Source organism: Micromonospora sp. NPDC048040, assembly GCF_055587185.1.
This window is the reverse complement of the sequence record NZ_JBVJGT010000009.1, coordinates 1-15,164: the sequence shown is the minus strand read 5'-3', so window position 1 is coordinate 15,164 and position 15,164 is coordinate 1. Positions and strand designations below refer to the sequence as shown.

The following is a 15,164-nucleotide window of genomic DNA, read 5'->3' as shown; positions in this document are numbered from 1 at the left end:
AGTTCACGAACAGGTCTTCTCCGCGATGGTGCGGACTTCGGAGACCTGCCGGGCCAGCACGCTCACCCCCGGCTGCAGCACCCGGTTCCGGCGCAGCCAGCCCACCGAGTGATCGAACAGCGCCTTCGGCCCCTCCGCGTGCGCCGTCCACGCCCGGCCGTGCAGGAACGCCCTGAACCGCCGGCCCTGGGCATGGTCCTCGTACGGGTGGTAGCCGTACGCGTCACGGATCTCCCACGCGTGCTCATACGCCGTCTTCAGCCGCTCGGTGTACTCCTTGACGCAGGAGACATCCTCAATCTCCAGACGCTCCACCACGGGCCCCGGAACGGCCAGGGAGTCCTCCAGGTACAGCCCGATATACCTCACCCCGTGCACATCTCAAGCGCGAAGCCGAGACGGTTGTGGTCGCCGCGCCGGTTCGCGATCAGCTTCCGGTCCTCGTCGTCGAGAAAGAAGAATCGCTCCAGATCGGGCCTCGCCGGCTCCTCAGCGAACTTCCCGTACGCCTCAGCCTGCTTATCAGTCAGAAATTCCACCGGCATGCGGCGGACGGTAGCCACCCCTCACCAGTGATCGAGGATCTTCCGGCGAACCCCCGAACAAGACCGATCACCTGTGCTAACTTGATCTTTAACCTGTTTGGCTTGGGCGTGGTTTGCGGGTCGTCTTCGGTTTCGTTTTCGCCTTGCCTGTCGAGGTGCTGGTCGCGCCGGAAGCGGTGTGGACGTCGTGGCGTGGGGTGGGGTGGCTGTTGCGGCGGCCGATTGGCCGCCCTGGTCCTGGCCGGGATGATTTCGGTGCGCTGGCCGGGCAGGTGGCTTTGGCGCGGAGGTGCCGAAATCCTCGGCGGACGCGGGCGGGTGACAGACGCTGTGGTGGTGCCGGTTTTTCCCAGGGCCGGCGCAGATCGACGGCCAGGGCGCGGGCCAGACGCAGCTGCGTGTATGCGGCCAGGATCAGCCAGGTCCATCGGTCGGCGGCCTGCGGGGTGCGGACCTTCGGGCAGGTCCAGCCGAGGGTCTGCTTGAACAGGCGGAACGTGTGCTCGATGTCGAAGCGGCGCAGGAACGTCTGCCAGAGCCGATCGACATCGTCGGCGGTGGCGTCGACGCCGGACCACCACAGCCACACCGGCTTCGGGGTCGCGCCGCTGGGCAGGTGCTCGACCTCCAGGCGGATGACCGTTCCCTCGATGACCGGTAACACCTTGGCCGCGTCGACCCAGGCGGATCGGTGGGTCAACCGAGGGTGCAACCGGTCCCAGGCTCGGGCTCTCGCGATGCCGTAGAGGCGGGTGTCGGTCATCGTGGCCGCGTCAGGCATGCCCCACGTGGCCGGGTCAGCGAAGGCGAACTCGCCGCCGTGGCGGGGTGGCCGGCCGATCGTCCCCTGCTGCCGGGGTGGCACCGCGCGGCGTAGTACCCGGTCCGAGCGCATCCGCGCGAGGACCTGCACGGGCAGATCACGCAGGAGGAACGCCAGCCGGGGCGCGTCGTAGCCAGCGTCGGCCACGACCAGGATGTCCAGGTCGCCGGGCCGCCACTGGCCGGCCGCGACCAGCCGCTGCACAATGTCTCGTATCTGCCCCGCCGTGACTGCCGCCGCGTCATCACCCGGCGCCAACCGCACCGCGTCCAACGGCGCGGTCCACGAGCTACGGCCCGACTCCAGGGCCACCACCATCGAGTAAGGCCAACCCGGGACCACGATGGTCTGGTCCTTGCCCCGACCGTAGGTGTGACACAGCACCCGCTGTGGCGAGGTGTGCGCGTCCGGACGCAACCAGCAGGTGATGTCCACCGCCAGCACGACCCGGCCGTCAGCCGCTCGTGGCAGCGGCACCCCGGCCAGGGCGGTACGCAGCCGGTCGATGCCCAGCCGCCCACACGCGAGGGCGTCGTACAACGCGCCGTGACCGCGGCGGTGCTCACCCACCAGCGACAACTCCACCAACGACCGCACCGGCCCGTCGGCGCACAACACCGCGTCGGCCAGCTCGAACAACGCATCCGCCCGCGCAGTCAAGCAGCCATAGAACTCCCGCCGGAACCTGCCCAGCTCCCCGACGCCACCAACCAGATAAGGATCATGCACACTAATCACCGAGACAGCCCTTGGTTATTGATCATCTTCCCTCGACAAGAAGAATGATCAACCAAGGGCTGTCCCCATGATCGGTCGGGGTCACCGACCAACCGCCGCAGGTTAAAGATCAAGCTAAGGCGTGTTTCGTAAGCCAGGCTGACGGCATCGAGGTCACGGCGTGGCGGTGACTGATAACTGAAGAGGTCTCCGGTATCTGGTTCTGCGACCAAGTAAGAACCTCATACCGGAGACCTCGTGCCCAGCGTAGCGGTGACGAGGCGGCATGACCTGACCGACAGGCAGTGGGCTGTTCTGGCTCCGCTGCTGCCTGCCGCGCCGACGACGGGTCGTCCGCCGAAGTGGGAGAAACGACAGCTCATCGACGGGATCCGGTGGCGGATCCGGGTCGGTGCGCCGTGGCGGGACGTCCCGGCCGAGTACGCGCCCTGGCCCACCGTCTACGGCCTGTTCCGCCGCTGGCAGCGTGACGGGACCTGGGACAAGATCCTGTCCGCGTTGCAGGCTGCTGGCGACGCGCAGGGCCGGATCGGCTGGACGGTGAGCGTGGACTCGATGACCAGCCGCGCCCACCAGCACGCCGCCGGCGCCCGCACGGACGGGCATCTGCAGAAGGAACCACCCGGCGGCGTGCACGACGAGCCGGCCGACCACGCGCTGGGCCGATCGAGGGGCGGGCTGACCACCAAGACTCATCTGGCCTGCGAGCAGGGGCAGAAAGTCCTCTCCCTGATCGTGACCGCCGGGCACCGTGGTGACAGCCCGCAGTTCATCCCCGTCCTGCGCCGCATCCGCGTGACCCGTCTGGGCGTCGGCCGGCCCCGCACCTGCCCCGACCTGGTCCTGGCAGACAAGGCCTACACCAGCCGCGGCAACCGCAGCCATCTCCTGCATCCCCCGCAAGACAGACCAGGACGCCCACTGCATGGCCAAAGGCTCCCAGGGCGGCCGCCCACCCACGTTCGACAAGGACCTCTACCGGCTACGCTACGCCGTCGAACGGCATCAACAGGCTCAAACGCCATCGTGGCGTCGCCACCCGCTACGACAAGCTGGCGGTCCGTTTCCAAGCCGTCCTGACCATCACCATCATCACCGAGTGGCTCTGACCGGCTCATGAAACACGCCTTAGGACGCTTGGCGTTCGCTTGGTTTCCGAGATCCTGACCCGTTGAGCCAGGTCGGCGGTCACCGTTGGCGGGGATCAATTCGATCGGCATCTTGACGGGTGGGGCGGGATGTGACGTAGTTGATCGAGCGGCTCGGATCGATATCGGCCGGCCAGCTACGGTCTGTGACGTCTAGGAGGATTCCCCGTGTCTTTGTCTCGCCGCCAGTTCCTGTCCCGATCGGCCGGAGCTGGTCTCGCCGTGGCCGTGGCCGGTTCGGTCGATGCCCTGTTCACCGCGGCACCCGCGCTGGGGGTGTCCGGCCCGGAGGTCGGGTACGGTCCGCTCGTGCCTGACCCGGCCGGCATGCTCGACCTGCCGGTGGGCTTCCGCTATACGGTGCTGTCGCGCGAAGGCACTGCCCGGCCGGACGGTGGTATTGTGCCGAGCCGGTTCGACGGTATGGGTTCCTTCGCCGACGAGGCGCGTGGCACTCGCCTGGTGCGCAACCATGAGTGCTCCCCGACCGCGAAGATCAAGGTGGTGGCTCCGCCGGAGCGTACGTACGACCCGGCCGCCGGGGGCGGGACCAGCACGCTCGCCGTCGACGCGTCGAACCGCGCCGTCTCCGAGCACGTCAGCCTGGGCGGCACGGCCATCAACTGTTCCGGCGGCCGGACGCCGTGGCACACCTGGCTGACCTGCGAGGAGACCGAGGACAAGGCCGGTGTCCGCGGGTACACGAAGGACCACGGGTTCATCTTCGAGGTTGACCCGTACGACGATGCCCGCAACACCGATCCGACACCGCTGACCGCGATGGGCCGGTTCCAGCACGAGGCGGTGGCGGTCGACCCGCACACCGGCATCGTCTACGAGACCGAGGACGCGTTCGTGGCGCCGCTGGGCAGCTTCTATCGCTTCCTGCCGAACCGGCCGCTCGGCGGTCACGGGAGCCTGCGGGCAGGTGGCCTGCTGCAGGCTCTGCACGTCCCGGACCTGCCCGACCTGTCGGTGGTGACCGAGGCGGGCACCTCCTTCTCCGGCATCGAGTGGCTTGACGTGCCGGATCCGCTGGCGACGACGGAGTCGGTCCGTGCCCAGGACTACGGCAGGCCGATCACCGGTGGGTACAAGATCGAGGGCGCCTGGTGGGGGGAGAAGGACGGCTGTGCCTATTTCGTCTCGTCGTTCGCCCGGCGTGAGCTGGGCTCGGCCCGCGACCACGACGGCCAGGTCTGGCGGTACGACCCCCGAGCCAACACGTTGCGCCTGGAGACCATCTTCACCCGTCCGACGCCGGCGCCGGAGAACCCGGAGTTCGACGCCCCGGACAACATCTGCATGTCGCCGTACGGGGGCCTGATGATGTGCGAGGACGGGATCGGGGACCAGCACATCCTTGGTACGACCGCCGACGGCGAGGTGTTCGTCTTTGCGCGTAACCGGGTCAACGTCGGCACCGCCGGGGACCCGGAGTACGGCGAGTTTGCCGGCGCGACGTTCTCCGCCGACGGCCGGACCATGTTCTTCAACGTCTACAACCCGGGCATCACGTACGCCGTCACCGGCCCGTGGAACCGCCGCCAGTTTTGACCACGCAGCCGCCTGGCGGGGCTCCCCGGTCCACGATGATCGGGGAGCCCCACCACGCCTGGGGCTCGGGGCGTCATCGGTGAGAACCGCAGGGCGGCGATCTTCCAGATGCGGCGATCGGTCTTCAGGGGATGACCGGCCGCAGCTCGACGACATGATTGAGCGGCTGGCTGCAGGCGCCGGGAGCGGCTGACACACTGGCGGCGATTTCGACAGCTCTTTCGAGGGTCTCGCAGTCGACCAGCCAGTAGCAGGTCACGGCGTCACCGTCCGCCCTGCTGGCGTCGTCGATGGCGACGTCTCCGCCAGCGGCGCGGACGACGCGTGCCTGCGGGGCGAGTGCCAGCTCGTGCGTGGAGACCAACTCGCCGGTGCTTCCCAGTGTCCGGTTGAGGTCGCGCATGTACCGGAAGTGTGCTTCGAGATCCTCGGGTCGCCAGGCGACAGCTCCGGTGGCGTCGGTGGTCACGACGCTGAACCGACTTAGCAGGACAAACCTCATGTTCTACTCCCTGGCTCCCGAGAGACGCAGGTGGCGCTCTATGAGGGGTCGAAACGGAAGAGGTCGCCTCGACATGCCTCGCCACATTGGCCGACCCGCCCGGAGAGCCGCCCGGAGCCTGGCCGCGTGCCGCCAGCGGGCCGCCTTTGCTAGGCCGTCCTCGCGACGCGTCCTCTTTGCAGCGCGTGGCCGGGGCCGGGCCCTTCCGTGGTGTCCTCGAGGGCAGGCCCATCGGGCGCCGCCCCGTCGGACGTGTCGCCGCCAGCCTTGGCCGCGAGCAGGTCCAGCAGTGCGGTCCGGTACCCGTCCCGGAGACCGTCGGGATCGAGGTGATCCGTCATCGAGTCGATGAGCGAGATGGTCATGGCCAGTTCCGCGGGCCGCACCGTCGTCGTCTCGCGAAGGAAGGGGAAGTCCGGTTTGCGGAGCTCGTCAGGCCAGAGCATGGTCTGAAGGACGAGCATGTCGTCCCGTTCCCGGATGGTGGCCAGTCTCTCGACCTGGCGTAGCGCGACCTTCGCGATCGCCACCCGACGGCTGTTCCTCAGCGCGTTGCGCAGGAGGGCGTACGGCGTGACGGCGATGTCCTCCGGCTCCAGGTAGTAGGTCCGGTTGTAGAGGACGGGGTCGATTTCCTCGATGTGGACGAACTTCAGCACCTCGATGGTGCGTACCGTCGGCAGCGGCAGTTCGGCCAACTCGTCGTCGGTGACGACGACCAGGCGCCCGTCGTCGAACTCGTACCCCTTGGCGATGTCCCGGTAGGGGACCTCGGTCTCGCAGTCGTCACAGAACCGACGGAGCGTGATCCGGCCGCCGTCGTCCCTGTGCACCTGCCGGAACCGGACCGACTTCTCCTCCGTCGCGGCGTACAACCTGACGGTGATCGAGACGAGGCCGAAGGAGACCGCGCCTTTCCACATTGCCCGCATCCGCGCTCCCGGTCGATCGCTTCTCGTGCCCTTGGGATCAGCGTGGCACCGTCGTGTGCTCGCCTCTTCCTCCTGCGTGCGGTGCAGGTGACGTCTGCGCACGCAGCAAGGTGCGGCGGTGCGGGCGGCTGGTGACGATCAGGCTGGACCGCCCACAGCCGGCATCGAGCGGCTCGGTTGCGGATCCACACGACGTGGAGGTGGGCGTATGGGCGGCGGAGCAGGTGGCGGGATGGCCAAGCATGTACCGGTCAACCAGGTGCTGCGTGAGTACTTGCTCGCGTCGATGACACCACCCGACCCGGTCGTGGACAGCCTCGTCGCCGCGACCGAAGCGCTCGGGGAGGCCGCCGGGATGATGGTGCCGGTGGAACAGGCCAGCCTGCTGACCCTGTTGGCGCGGATATCCGGTGCCCGGACGGTGGTCGATGTCGGCACCTTCACCGGACTTTCCGCTCTGGCGTTCGCCCGGGGCCTGCCGCCCGGGGGTCGGGTGATCACCTGTGACAACAGTGATCGCTGGCTCGATCTCGCCCGTGCCCACTGGACGCGGGCGGGGGTTGCCGACCTCATCGACTTCAGGCTCGGGCCGGCCGCGCGGACCCTGCGTTCGCTGCCGGGGGAGCGCTGCGTCGACATCGTCTTCGTCGACGCGGACAAGGCGAACTACCCGACCTACTACGACCTCGCGGTGCCGCTGCTGCGTCCGGGTGGCTTGCTGCTGCTGGACAACGTGCTCCTTGACGGCTTCGTGACGGCGCCTGATTTGGCCGCCGAGCCGTTGCAGCGGAGGTGCGCGGCCGTGATGCGTGAGGTTAATGCCGCCGTCGCGGCCGATGACCGGCTGGAGGCGGTCATGTTGCCGTTGGCCGACGGGCTCACCGTCGCTCGGAGACGCTGAAGAGGTACGAGCGAGGGGCACCCACCGAATGGCGGGTGCCCCTCGGGCGTTCAAAGGGTCGCGGGAAGGTTGAACGTGGGGAAGACCTCCGGCGGGAACGCCGTGATCTCGGCGATCATGCCGTCCTCGATCCTGAAGACGTTGAGGACCTGCGGACGGTAGACCGCATCACCCGGACGACGCACGTAGCCGGCGACGGCCGGTTGCATGTTCGCGTGGGCCGGTAGCGCCCGCCACTCCCCGAAGTAGGCCGGGGATGCCGGGTCGAACTGGGCGAGGAGACCGGCGACGAAGGTGTCGCGGCCGACGATCCAGAACGGGTCCGGCGGCATCGTCACCCGCACGTCCTCGCGTACGAGCTTCGCGAAGTTCTCCGCGTCGGCTTTCTCGAGCGCCTCGATGCATCGCTGCATGAGGGCCCGCTCAGCCTCGGCCGGATCGGTGGCGGGGCCCCAGTCGATCGGCCTCGGGGGCAGGCGGTCCTTCAGCGTCGCCCGCGCCCGCTGCAACGCGCTGTTGGCGGAGGCGACGCTGATGTCGAGCATCGTGGCGGCTTCGTTGGCGGACCAGCCGAGGACGTCGCGCAGAATCAACACCGCCCGTTGCTGGGGCGGTAGGTGCTGGATCGCCACGAGGAACGCCAGCTCGATGGTCTCCCGCGCCATGATCTGCGAATCCGGCTGGGAGTCGGGCGGGGCAACCGGCTCGAGCAGGTGGTCCGGGAAGGGCTGGAGCCAGGGCACCTCGTCCGTCGGGGGCGGCGGTGTGGACGGCCCCGCCCCGAGCGCCGGCTGGCGGTGCGCCACCGGCATGCGCGCGTTGCGCCGCAGGAAGTCGAGGCAGGCGTTGGTCGCGATCCGGTACAGCCAGGACCGGGCGGTGGACCGCCCCTCGAACGTCTCACGCTTGCGCCACGCCCGCAGGTACGTCTCCTGGACCAGGTCTTCCGCATCCTCGAAGGACCCCAGCATCCGGTAGCAGTGGACCTGCAACTCGCGTCGATGCCCCTCGACGAGCGCCGAAAAGCCCTCGTCGTCGATGGTGATGGCAGTCGCGGGCTCGGCGTCGGGTTGCGACGCATTCGTGTCAACGGTCGCCATCTATCCCTCTTTCATCCACTGGTAGCGCAAATATGCATCTCCCACTATACCGATCGCGGACTGTCCTACCAGGCCGGCGACACGGGGCGCGACCGGGCTGCTCCGAATCGTCGTCCCCCCGCAACACCGAAGGTGTGCCCCCGGGATCTTCGATGCGAGGGTGGTGGCGACCGGGCGGAGACGACGACACAGAAGCGAGGAGCGATGGGCTCGACGACACCCAACACCGACGACATCGGCCGGATGTACGACGAGACCGCGGCGCTGTCGCAGATCTTCATCGACGGCCAGGAACACCTGCCGTACTGGTATGACGACCACGACGACACGCCGGTGGTCGAGGCCGCCAGGCGGATTACCCGGAAGGTGGGGGCGGCGATCGGACTGCGCCCGGGAGAGCACGTCCTCGACGCCGGTTGTGGCGTCGGCGCCCCGGCGGTGCAGCTGGCCGAGGAGCACGGCGTACGGGTCACCGGCATCACCATCAGCTCCGTGCAGGCCGCCGAGGCCCGGCGGCGCGCCGAGCGCAGCGCCGCGGCCACCCGGATCGTGTTCGCCCACGGGGACTACAACCACCTGGACTACCCGGACGGCACGTTCGACGCGGTCATCGCCGTGGAGTCGCTCATGCACGCCGACGACCTGGCGGCCCCGCTCGCGGAGTTCCGCCGTGTCCTGCGGCCCGGTGGCCGGTTGGCCATCGCCGACTGCACCCGCGAGGCGCCAGCCGGGTCGGAGCGCGCCGCCCGGTTCACGGCGGCCTTCCAGGTCGGTCAGCTGCTGTCGGTGCCGGAATGGATCTCGCGCCTGCGGACGTCGGGGTTCGACGTCCAGGAATACACCCAGTGCGGCCCGCGGGTGTACGGCATGGGGCTGCGCTACCTGGACCGTGCGAACGAGCTGCACGATGAGCTCGCCTCGCGGTTCGGCGAGGAGATGGTGGGTGAGCTGAAGCAGTCGTACCGGGACTACTTCGCCTACGGCGCCGACATCGGCTACGCGATCATCGCCGCGCGGAGGCCGTATCTCTGACCCGCTGGGTGCCGTCCCGGGCGTGTGGCGTTCTGCGCCGCGCGCCCGGTTCGCTGTTCGGCCCGGTCCGGGTGGACCGCCGAGCCCTTCCTCCTGGCCGATGGCGGCTGCCCTTTTGGTGGAGCCGCTATCAGCCGTAAGGACAGCAATTGCCCTTGTGTGAATGCTCGCTTCCGAAACCGATGAGTTGTCCGGCGCCGCTGCGTCATAAGGGATGTGGCTGGCGCGCCAGACGATCGACGGCACGAACGTGTCGTGGCTCCGCTCATCCCCGGAAGGTGCCGCAGCGGTGCCCTCGTGGTCTGGCGCGCTTGACACGCGACTCGGACCACGTGTTCGACGTGCGTGTCGTGCCACGCCTTCATCCGCATCGAAACATGCCAAGGAGCGATCATGTCTGACAACGCGCAGCAGATGCCCCCGCCGCCGCAGCCCGACCCGGCCCTCCGGCGCCTCGACTACCTCGTGGGCACGTGGAAGCTCAGCGGCAAGACCGAGGCCGGCCCGATGGGCCCGCCGGCGGAGCTGTCCGGCACGGAGACCTTCGAGTGGCTGGAGGGTGGATTCTTCCTCGTCCACCGCTGGAACTGCGCGATGGACCTGGGACCGGCGGGCAAGGTGCCCGACGTCGGGTACGAGTTCTTCGACTACGACCCGGAGACCCAGAAGTTCCGGACGCACTACTTCAGCAGCTTCGGACCGTACAACGCCGAGCAGAGCCACTACATCGGCGACTTCGAGGACGACAAGCTCGTCCTGGTCGGCCCGGCGAAGTACATTCGCAAGCTCAACGAGGACGGCACCATCAGCTACGACTGCGACTTCCCGCTGCCCGACGGTAACTGGGTTCCGTTCATGCACGCCACCCTGACCAAGGTGTCCTGAACACGGACCGACGTGGCGGGCACCGCGCGATCAGCCACACCCCAGAGCGATCGCGCGGTGCCCGCCGGGCGTGGGGCGCCGGGCCCACCACGCCAGGGTTACGCCGGCCCGGCCGGCGGGGGCGACCGATCCGTGCGGATCGGCCGCCAGGCATCACCGCGGCACCGATGTGATCAGTCCGCCGTCGACGAGCAGTTCCTGACCGGTGATGTACGCAGACCGGTCGGACAGCAGAAACACCACGGCTTCCGCGACGTCGTCAGGCCGTCCCAACCGGCCCAGGGGCACCTGGCTCCGGGCGGACTCCCTGGCCTCCTCCGTCACCGCGATGCCGAGGAACATGTCGGTCACGATGTAGCCGGGGCTCACCGCGTTGATCCGGACACCCCGGGCCCCCAGGTCGGCGGCGAGCGACCGCGCGAGGTTCACCACGGCCGCCTTGCCCGCCGCGTACAACGGCGTCGTCGCCAGCCCCCGGTGCACCAGCCAGCTCCCGTTCACCACCACCGCCCCACCGTCGACCAACAACGGAAGTGCCTTCTGGACGGTGTAGAAGACGCCCCGGACGTTGGTGCCCATGAGGTCGTCGTACTCCTCGTCGGTCACCGCCGCGCTCGGATTGAACCGCGCGACGCCGGCGTTGCAGAACACCCCGTGGAGGCGGCCGAACCGATGCTCCACCACGGTCATCAGCCGGTCGAGATCCCGCCCCTTGGCGACGTCGGCCGGAACGGCCAGCACCCGGTCGGGCGCGCCGAGCGCCTCGACGGCACCCTGTAGACGGGCGCTGCTCCGACCTGAGATCACCACCTGTGCGCCGACCCCCAGCAGCCTGCGTGCCGTGGCCAGGCCGATGCCGCTGCCTCCCCCGGTGACCAGTACCGTCCTGCCGTCGAAATCCGCCATGAGCACAGCGTGGCAGCGCCCGCCTGCCCCGGGCACCTTCGTCCGTGCGCCGCCACCGTCGGGTCGAGGCCGCCGGGGGAGACGGGCCGGGCGTGCCCGCACGGCCGGAGATGCGGGCCCGAGGCAGGTGTTGCGAGGGTCGGTTCCGGACACGTCGGTCCGCGCCGTGCGTCGACCGGCCCATCGTCGCAAGGCCGCAGTCAGCTCGTACGGCTCCGACGTGGCTGCGCCGAGGCGCACCGGGACACGACGCCATCAAGGAGACCCCATGACATCTGGTCCGCGACCCGCCACCCCACGCGCCGCCGGGCGCGGCACGCTGCGATCGGTCGGTGTCACCTACGACACGGGTACGAACTTCGCCACCGGACAGGGAGAGCTGTCCCGGCTCGTGTGGAGCCGGGACCGGATGGAGCAGGAGATCGGCGCGATCCGCCGGCAGTTGAGCTGCAATTCGGTGACCGTCTACGGCAGCGACCTGGGGCGGCTGACCGCCACGGCCCGGGCCGCCGCCGACGTCGGACTCCACGTGTGGTTCCAGCCCCGCCTCGTCGACCGGCCCCAGCAGGAGATCATCGACCACCTGGTCGAGGCGGCACGCCTGGCCGAGCAGTTGAGACGGGACGGGGTGCGGATCAGCTTCTCCATCGGATGCGTACACCTGGTCTTCACCCCGGGCCTCGTCCCCGGCGACCGGTACCACGAGCGAATGGCCAACATCTTCGCCGAGGCCGACCACCAGGTCCTCGCTCCTACCGGCACGGTCGACCTGGACAGCGCCAACACGCGCCTCAACCAGTTCCTCGACCGGGCTGTCCGGTCAGTGCGGCCCGTCTTCGCTGGCGAGGTGAGCTACGCGGCGGCGCCGTTCGAGGACGTCGACTGGCGACTGTTCGACACGGTCAGGCTGATGCACTTCTACACCCTCGCGTACCCGACCAGCGACGACGATCACGTCCGTGAGCTCGAGCGCTATCACCGGTGGGGCAAGCCGGTGATGATCGCGGAGTTCGGTACCGCCACCCATCCCCGCGCCGGCGAGATGGCTTTCCTCTCGTTCGACGTCGTCGACCGCCGCGGACCCGTGCACACGGTCGACGAGGGTGTGCTGCGCGACGAGCACGCCCAGGCGGCGTTCCATCACCGGATGCTCGAGGTGTTTCGACGGGCTGGCATGGACGGCGTCGCGGTGAGCGAGTTCATCCACCCGACGCACCCGCACTCCGCGGACCACCGGCTGGACCTCGATGCGGCCAGCATGGCGTTGGTCAAGACCATCCGGGACGATTACCACGATCCGGCGTCGCCCTACCGGTGGGAGCCCAAGGAATCCTTCCGCCAACTCGCGGCGCACTACGCGCTGCTCCGGCGGGACGAGCCCGATCACCTCCCCTGATAGTTCCCCGGCGGGCACCTCCGCCACCCGGCGCGGCGCGTCGGGTGGCGGACCGCTGCCCGGGAGAGGATCCGGGACGCACGAGACGCCGGTTCGTGACAGGTGGCTGTCACGAACCGGCGTCGTCGGTGCCGCTCGGAACACGGCGTGCGACGTGACGGGCCCTACCAGGTCACCGGCAGGGTCGTGAGCCGCTCCATGGGGCCGGTGACGCTGGTGCGGATCTCGCTTGCCGGCACCGCGAGCCGCAGCTGGGGAACTCGCCGCGTCAGCGTACGGAATGCGAGCTCCAGCTCGATGCGAGCGAGGTTCTGCCCGATGCACTGGTGGACGCCGAAGCCGAAACCGAGGTGGTGCCGCGGCGACCGGGTCACGTCGAGTTGCTCCGGAGTCGACACCAACGCGGTCGAGAAGTTCGCCGCCGCCGCACCGATCAGGAGGCCCTCACCGGCCTTGATGTGGTATCCGGAGATCTCGATGTCCTCGAGTGCCACCCGGGATATCGCCTCGATGAGGGAGACGTAGCGCATGATCTCCTCCACCGCCCCGGGAGCGAGATCCGGATCGTCGCGCAGCTTGGCGAACTGGTCCGGGTGTTCGAGCAGCGCCAGCGTCCCGAGCGAGATGACGTTTGCGGTGGTGTCCTGCCCCGCGATGAGCATGAGCATCGCGTAGCGGACCAGTTCCTCTCGAGAGAGCGAGCCCTCACGTACCGCGCCGGCGATCAGGTCGTCGAGCAGACCTGTGCCCGGGTTGGTCTCCTTTTTGCGGATGAGTTGCCCGAAGTAGTCGCTGAGCGCGGTCATCGCGTCCGCGGCCTGCTCGGGGTCGGTGTCGAAGAGGCTCCGGGCGGGCCCCTCGAAGGCATCGCGATCCTCGTAGGGGACGCCGAGCAGCACGCAGACCGCCATGGACGGCACCGGCAGCGCGAACGTGGCGACCAGGTCCGCCGGCGGGCCGGCGGCCAGCATCGCATCGATGCGCTGATCGACGATGTCCTGGATGGCGGGGCGGAGAGCGTTCATTCGACGTACCGAGAAGCTCGGAATCAGCATGGTGCGCTGCCGGGTGTGCAGCGGCGGGTCGACGCCGATCAGGACGTCCGTGTAGCCGGTGTTCTCCAGCTCGGCCATCTCCGCGCTCAGGGCGGGAAAGCCGTCGAGGCGGGGGTTGATCGAGACGCGCCGGTCCGCGAGAAGCGCCCGTGCCTCCGGGTAGCCGGTGATCAGCCATGCCTCGCGTCCGTCGTAGAGCCGTACCCGCGACAGCGGTCCCTTGCTGCGGAGGTCGGCGTAGCCCTGCGACGGTCGGTAGGGGCACTGCCGTCCGATGGGAAAGGCGGGTGCTTCTGCTGGGATCGACATGCGTCCTCCTCGTGGTCGGAACTCGATCGGGCCGCGACCACGTGGTGTCCGTTCTGCCGGTGTGAGGGCGCCGGACCGGGCCCGCTGCGGCACGGGGCGCGGGAGAGGCCCCCGCTCCCATGCCGCGGCCGGGCCCGGACCTGCCCGCGTGACCGGGGCCGGCGCGGCCGGCTGGACCCGGATGGGCGCCGGCGTTGTCCGCTCCGGCACGGCGGCGGTGACGCCAGCCGACGATGTGCCACGGGCGACCCGCCGACGTCACCACACGCGCATGGTCACGTGCGCCGATGTCGTGTCCAGCCTGCCCGCAGGACCGGCGGGTGTCTTCTCGTCACGTGCGGCGCTGGGCGGTTGCGGGAAGGACCGGGCAGCATGGACGGCGCCGCGCGGTGCCGGCCCGCCGAGGCTGCCGCCCTGCCGTGGTGCACCACTCGCTCCGCGCGATCCGGCGCCCGGAGTTTCCCGTCGATCGGAAGCGGTGGGCGTCCACACCGCCACGTGCCGGAATTCGAAGTCCGTGGGGTTTATCCGGGTGGCGTCGATCGACCGTTCTGGTTGGCAAAAAGAGGTGATCGTCCATCGCCACGGTTGGCTGCCTCCTGTAGGCTCCATGCATTGTGCATATGGCGGTATATGTGCACAGCACCCGTGTCGCGGAACTGTTCAGGAAACTGAAGGATGGGTTGTCATGGATTCTGCTGTCTCGCAAGCCGCCGTAACTCCGGCCGGAAGTCGCAGCGTACGGTGGCGTGATCGTGCGCTCGGTGTGCTGCTGGCCGTTCTGGCCGCCGTGCTCATCTGGGTCGTGGCGGCTCCTGTCGCCGGCGTCGACCTGGAGGCCACGCTGGCCGAGGGTGAGCCGCCCATGAAGATCGGTTTGGGGGCGGTGATCGTGTCGTCGCTGCTCACCTCCCTGCTCGGCTGGGGGCTCCTCGCGCTCCTGGAGCGGGTCACCCGGCACGGCCTGCGTATCTGGGTGATCGTGGCGGCGGTCTTCACTCTGCTCTCCCTGGCCGGGCCGACCGCCGCGGACAGCGGCGGCGCCATGGTCGCCCTCGCGTTGATGCACGTCGCCGTCGGTGCTGTTCTCATCGCGGCGATGGTCCGCAGCGTCCGACGCTGACGCCTTGGCGGCGGTCGGGCTGCGTGGCCAGCCGTGGCCGCTGGGGAAGCGGGCTACGGCCGGGGCCGCAGTCGTCGGATGGAACGCCTCCCACAGTCGACGGTCATGAACGCGAGACGGTCGTGGGGGGGGGGGGGGGGGGGGGGGGGGGGGGGGGGGGGGGGGGGGGGGGGGGGGGGGGGGGGGGGGGGGGGGGGGGGGGGGGGGGGGGG

General features: G+C 69.3%; 14 protein-coding genes and 1 pseudogene. 7 read left to right on the top strand and 8 right to left on the bottom strand.

Annotated features, from left to right (window positions below):
- Positions 1-3 precede the first annotated feature (3 nt).
- From ACZ6O2_RS12240 to ACZ6O2_RS12230, 3 genes are all read right to left on the bottom strand, one after another.
- A complete protein-coding gene (locus ACZ6O2_RS12240; RefSeq protein WP_466022859.1) occupies positions 4-369 on the bottom strand; it encodes a DUF4158 domain-containing protein in 366 nt (121 codons plus the stop codon).
- Entirely contained in the window at positions 366-545 is a 180-nt protein-coding gene (locus ACZ6O2_RS12235) for a DUF4158 domain-containing protein (RefSeq protein WP_466022858.1), read from the bottom strand. The genes ACZ6O2_RS12240 and ACZ6O2_RS12235 overlap by 4 nt, the downstream gene beginning before the upstream one ends.
- An 88-nt stretch (positions 546-633) precedes the next feature.
- Positions 634-2,106, bottom strand: coding sequence for an NF041680 family putative transposase (locus ACZ6O2_RS12230; protein ID WP_466022857.1), 1,473 nt, complete (start codon positions 2,104-2,106; stop codon positions 634-636).
- Positions 2,107-2,343: 237 nt separating this feature from the next.
- Between ACZ6O2_RS12230 and ACZ6O2_RS12225 the strand changes: the two are divergent.
- Together ACZ6O2_RS12225 and ACZ6O2_RS12220 are read left to right on the top strand one after the other, a co-directional pair.
- Positions 2,344-3,215 (top strand): annotated as a pseudogene (locus ACZ6O2_RS12225) (IS5 family transposase).
- Positions 3,216-3,422: 207 nt separating this feature from the next.
- Positions 3,423-4,811: an alkaline phosphatase PhoX gene (locus ACZ6O2_RS12220; protein ID WP_466022856.1), complete on the top strand. Its 1,389-nt coding sequence runs from the start codon at positions 3,423-3,425 to the stop codon at positions 4,809-4,811.
- A gap of 124 nt (positions 4,812-4,935) precedes the next feature.
- Here the strand turns inward: ACZ6O2_RS12220 and ACZ6O2_RS12215 are convergent, their stop codons facing one another.
- Together ACZ6O2_RS12215 and ku are read right to left on the bottom strand one after the other, a co-directional pair.
- The gene (locus ACZ6O2_RS12215; RefSeq protein ID WP_466022855.1) at positions 4,936-5,313 is read right to left on the bottom strand and encodes a YciI family protein; all 378 of its coding nucleotides are present in this window, start codon (positions 5,311-5,313) and stop codon (positions 4,936-4,938) included.
- A 149-nt stretch (positions 5,314-5,462) separates the two neighbouring features.
- Positions 5,463-6,245 carry a non-homologous end joining protein Ku gene (gene ku / locus ACZ6O2_RS12210; RefSeq protein WP_466022854.1) on the bottom strand — a complete coding sequence of 261 codons (783 nt, stop codon included), beginning with the start codon at positions 6,243-6,245 and terminating at the stop codon, positions 5,463-5,465.
- A gap of 208 nt (positions 6,246-6,453) precedes the next feature.
- Between ku and ACZ6O2_RS12205 the strand changes: the two genes are divergently transcribed.
- The gene (locus tag ACZ6O2_RS12205) at positions 6,454-7,146 is read left to right on the top strand and encodes an O-methyltransferase (protein WP_466022853.1); all 693 of its coding nucleotides are present in this window, start codon (positions 6,454-6,456) and stop codon (positions 7,144-7,146) included.
- A 50-nt stretch (positions 7,147-7,196) separates the two neighbouring features.
- Here ACZ6O2_RS12205 and ACZ6O2_RS12200 read toward each other — a convergent pair whose 3' ends face one another.
- Positions 7,197-8,246, bottom strand: a complete 1,050-nt coding sequence (locus ACZ6O2_RS12200) for an RNA polymerase subunit sigma-70 (protein ID WP_350710530.1) — start codon at positions 8,244-8,246, stop codon at positions 7,197-7,199.
- A 204-nt stretch (positions 8,247-8,450) separates the two neighbouring features.
- Between ACZ6O2_RS12200 and ACZ6O2_RS12195 the strand changes: the two genes are divergently transcribed.
- Positions 8,451-9,278: an SAM-dependent methyltransferase gene (locus ACZ6O2_RS12195; protein WP_350710528.1), complete on the top strand. Its 828-nt coding sequence runs from the start codon at positions 8,451-8,453 to the stop codon at positions 9,276-9,278.
- Between the two features lie 393 nt (positions 9,279-9,671).
- Positions 9,672-10,163 carry a DUF1579 family protein gene (locus ACZ6O2_RS12190; protein WP_350710526.1) on the top strand — a complete coding sequence of 164 codons (492 nt, stop codon included), beginning with the start codon at positions 9,672-9,674 and terminating at the stop codon, positions 10,161-10,163.
- Between the two features lie 153 nt (positions 10,164-10,316).
- Here the strand turns inward: ACZ6O2_RS12190 and ACZ6O2_RS12185 are convergent, their stop codons facing one another.
- A complete protein-coding gene (locus ACZ6O2_RS12185; RefSeq protein ID WP_466022852.1) occupies positions 10,317-11,069 on the bottom strand; it encodes an SDR family NAD(P)-dependent oxidoreductase in 753 nt (250 codons plus the stop codon).
- A 268-nt stretch (positions 11,070-11,337) separates the two neighbouring features.
- Between ACZ6O2_RS12185 and ACZ6O2_RS12180 the strand changes: the two genes are divergently transcribed.
- A complete protein-coding gene (locus tag ACZ6O2_RS12180; protein WP_466022851.1) occupies positions 11,338-12,465 on the top strand; it encodes an abortive infection protein in 1,128 nt (375 codons plus the stop codon).
- Positions 12,466-12,629: 164 nt separating this feature from the next.
- Here ACZ6O2_RS12180 and ACZ6O2_RS12175 read toward each other — a convergent pair whose 3' ends face one another.
- Entirely contained in the window at positions 12,630-13,829 is a 1,200-nt protein-coding gene (locus ACZ6O2_RS12175) for a cytochrome P450 (protein WP_466022850.1), read from the bottom strand.
- On the opposite strand from ACZ6O2_RS12175, the gene ACZ6O2_RS12170 reads away from it, so the two are divergent.
- Positions 13,795-14,952 (top strand): DUF6069 family protein, encoded by a 1,158-nt coding sequence (locus ACZ6O2_RS12170; protein ID WP_466022849.1) that lies wholly within the window; start codon positions 13,795-13,797, stop codon positions 14,950-14,952. The two genes, ACZ6O2_RS12175 and ACZ6O2_RS12170, sit on opposite strands and share 35 nt — an antisense overlap.
- The last annotated feature ends 212 nt before the right edge of the window (positions 14,953-15,164 follow it).

What these genes read in the sequence shown, in the direction of transcription:
- ACZ6O2_RS12235 (WP_466022858.1), bottom strand. Translation starts at nt 545, where the DNA reads ATGCCGGTGGAATTTCTGACTGATAAGCAGGCTGAGGCGTACGGGAAG.
- ACZ6O2_RS12215 (WP_466022855.1), bottom strand. Translation starts at nt 5,313, where the DNA reads ATGAGGTTTGTCCTGCTAAGTCGGTTCAGCGTCGTGACCACCGACGCC.
- ku (WP_466022854.1), bottom strand. Translation starts at nt 6,245, where the DNA reads ATGCGGGCAATGTGGAAAGGCGCGGTCTCCTTCGGCCTCGTCTCGATC.
- ACZ6O2_RS12205 (WP_466022853.1), top strand. Translation starts at nt 6,454, where the DNA reads ATGGGCGGCGGAGCAGGTGGCGGGATGGCCAAGCATGTACCGGTCAAC.
- ACZ6O2_RS12200 (WP_350710530.1), bottom strand. Translation starts at nt 8,246, where the DNA reads ATGGCGACCGTTGACACGAATGCGTCGCAACCCGACGCCGAGCCCGCG.
- ACZ6O2_RS12195 (WP_350710528.1), top strand. Translation starts at nt 8,451, where the DNA reads ATGGGCTCGACGACACCCAACACCGACGACATCGGCCGGATGTACGAC.
- ACZ6O2_RS12190 (WP_350710526.1), top strand. Translation starts at nt 9,672, where the DNA reads ATGTCTGACAACGCGCAGCAGATGCCCCCGCCGCCGCAGCCCGACCCG.
- ACZ6O2_RS12185 (WP_466022852.1), bottom strand. Translation starts at nt 11,069, where the DNA reads ATGGCGGATTTCGACGGCAGGACGGTACTGGTCACCGGGGGAGGCAGC.
- ACZ6O2_RS12180 (WP_466022851.1), top strand. Translation starts at nt 11,338, where the DNA reads ATGACATCTGGTCCGCGACCCGCCACCCCACGCGCCGCCGGGCGCGGC.
- ACZ6O2_RS12170 (WP_466022849.1), top strand. Translation starts at nt 13,795, where the DNA reads ATGGGAAAGGCGGGTGCTTCTGCTGGGATCGACATGCGTCCTCCTCGT.
- ACZ6O2_RS12175 (WP_466022850.1), bottom strand. Translation starts at nt 13,829, where the DNA reads ATGTCGATCCCAGCAGAAGCACCCGCCTTTCCCATCGGACGGCAGTGC.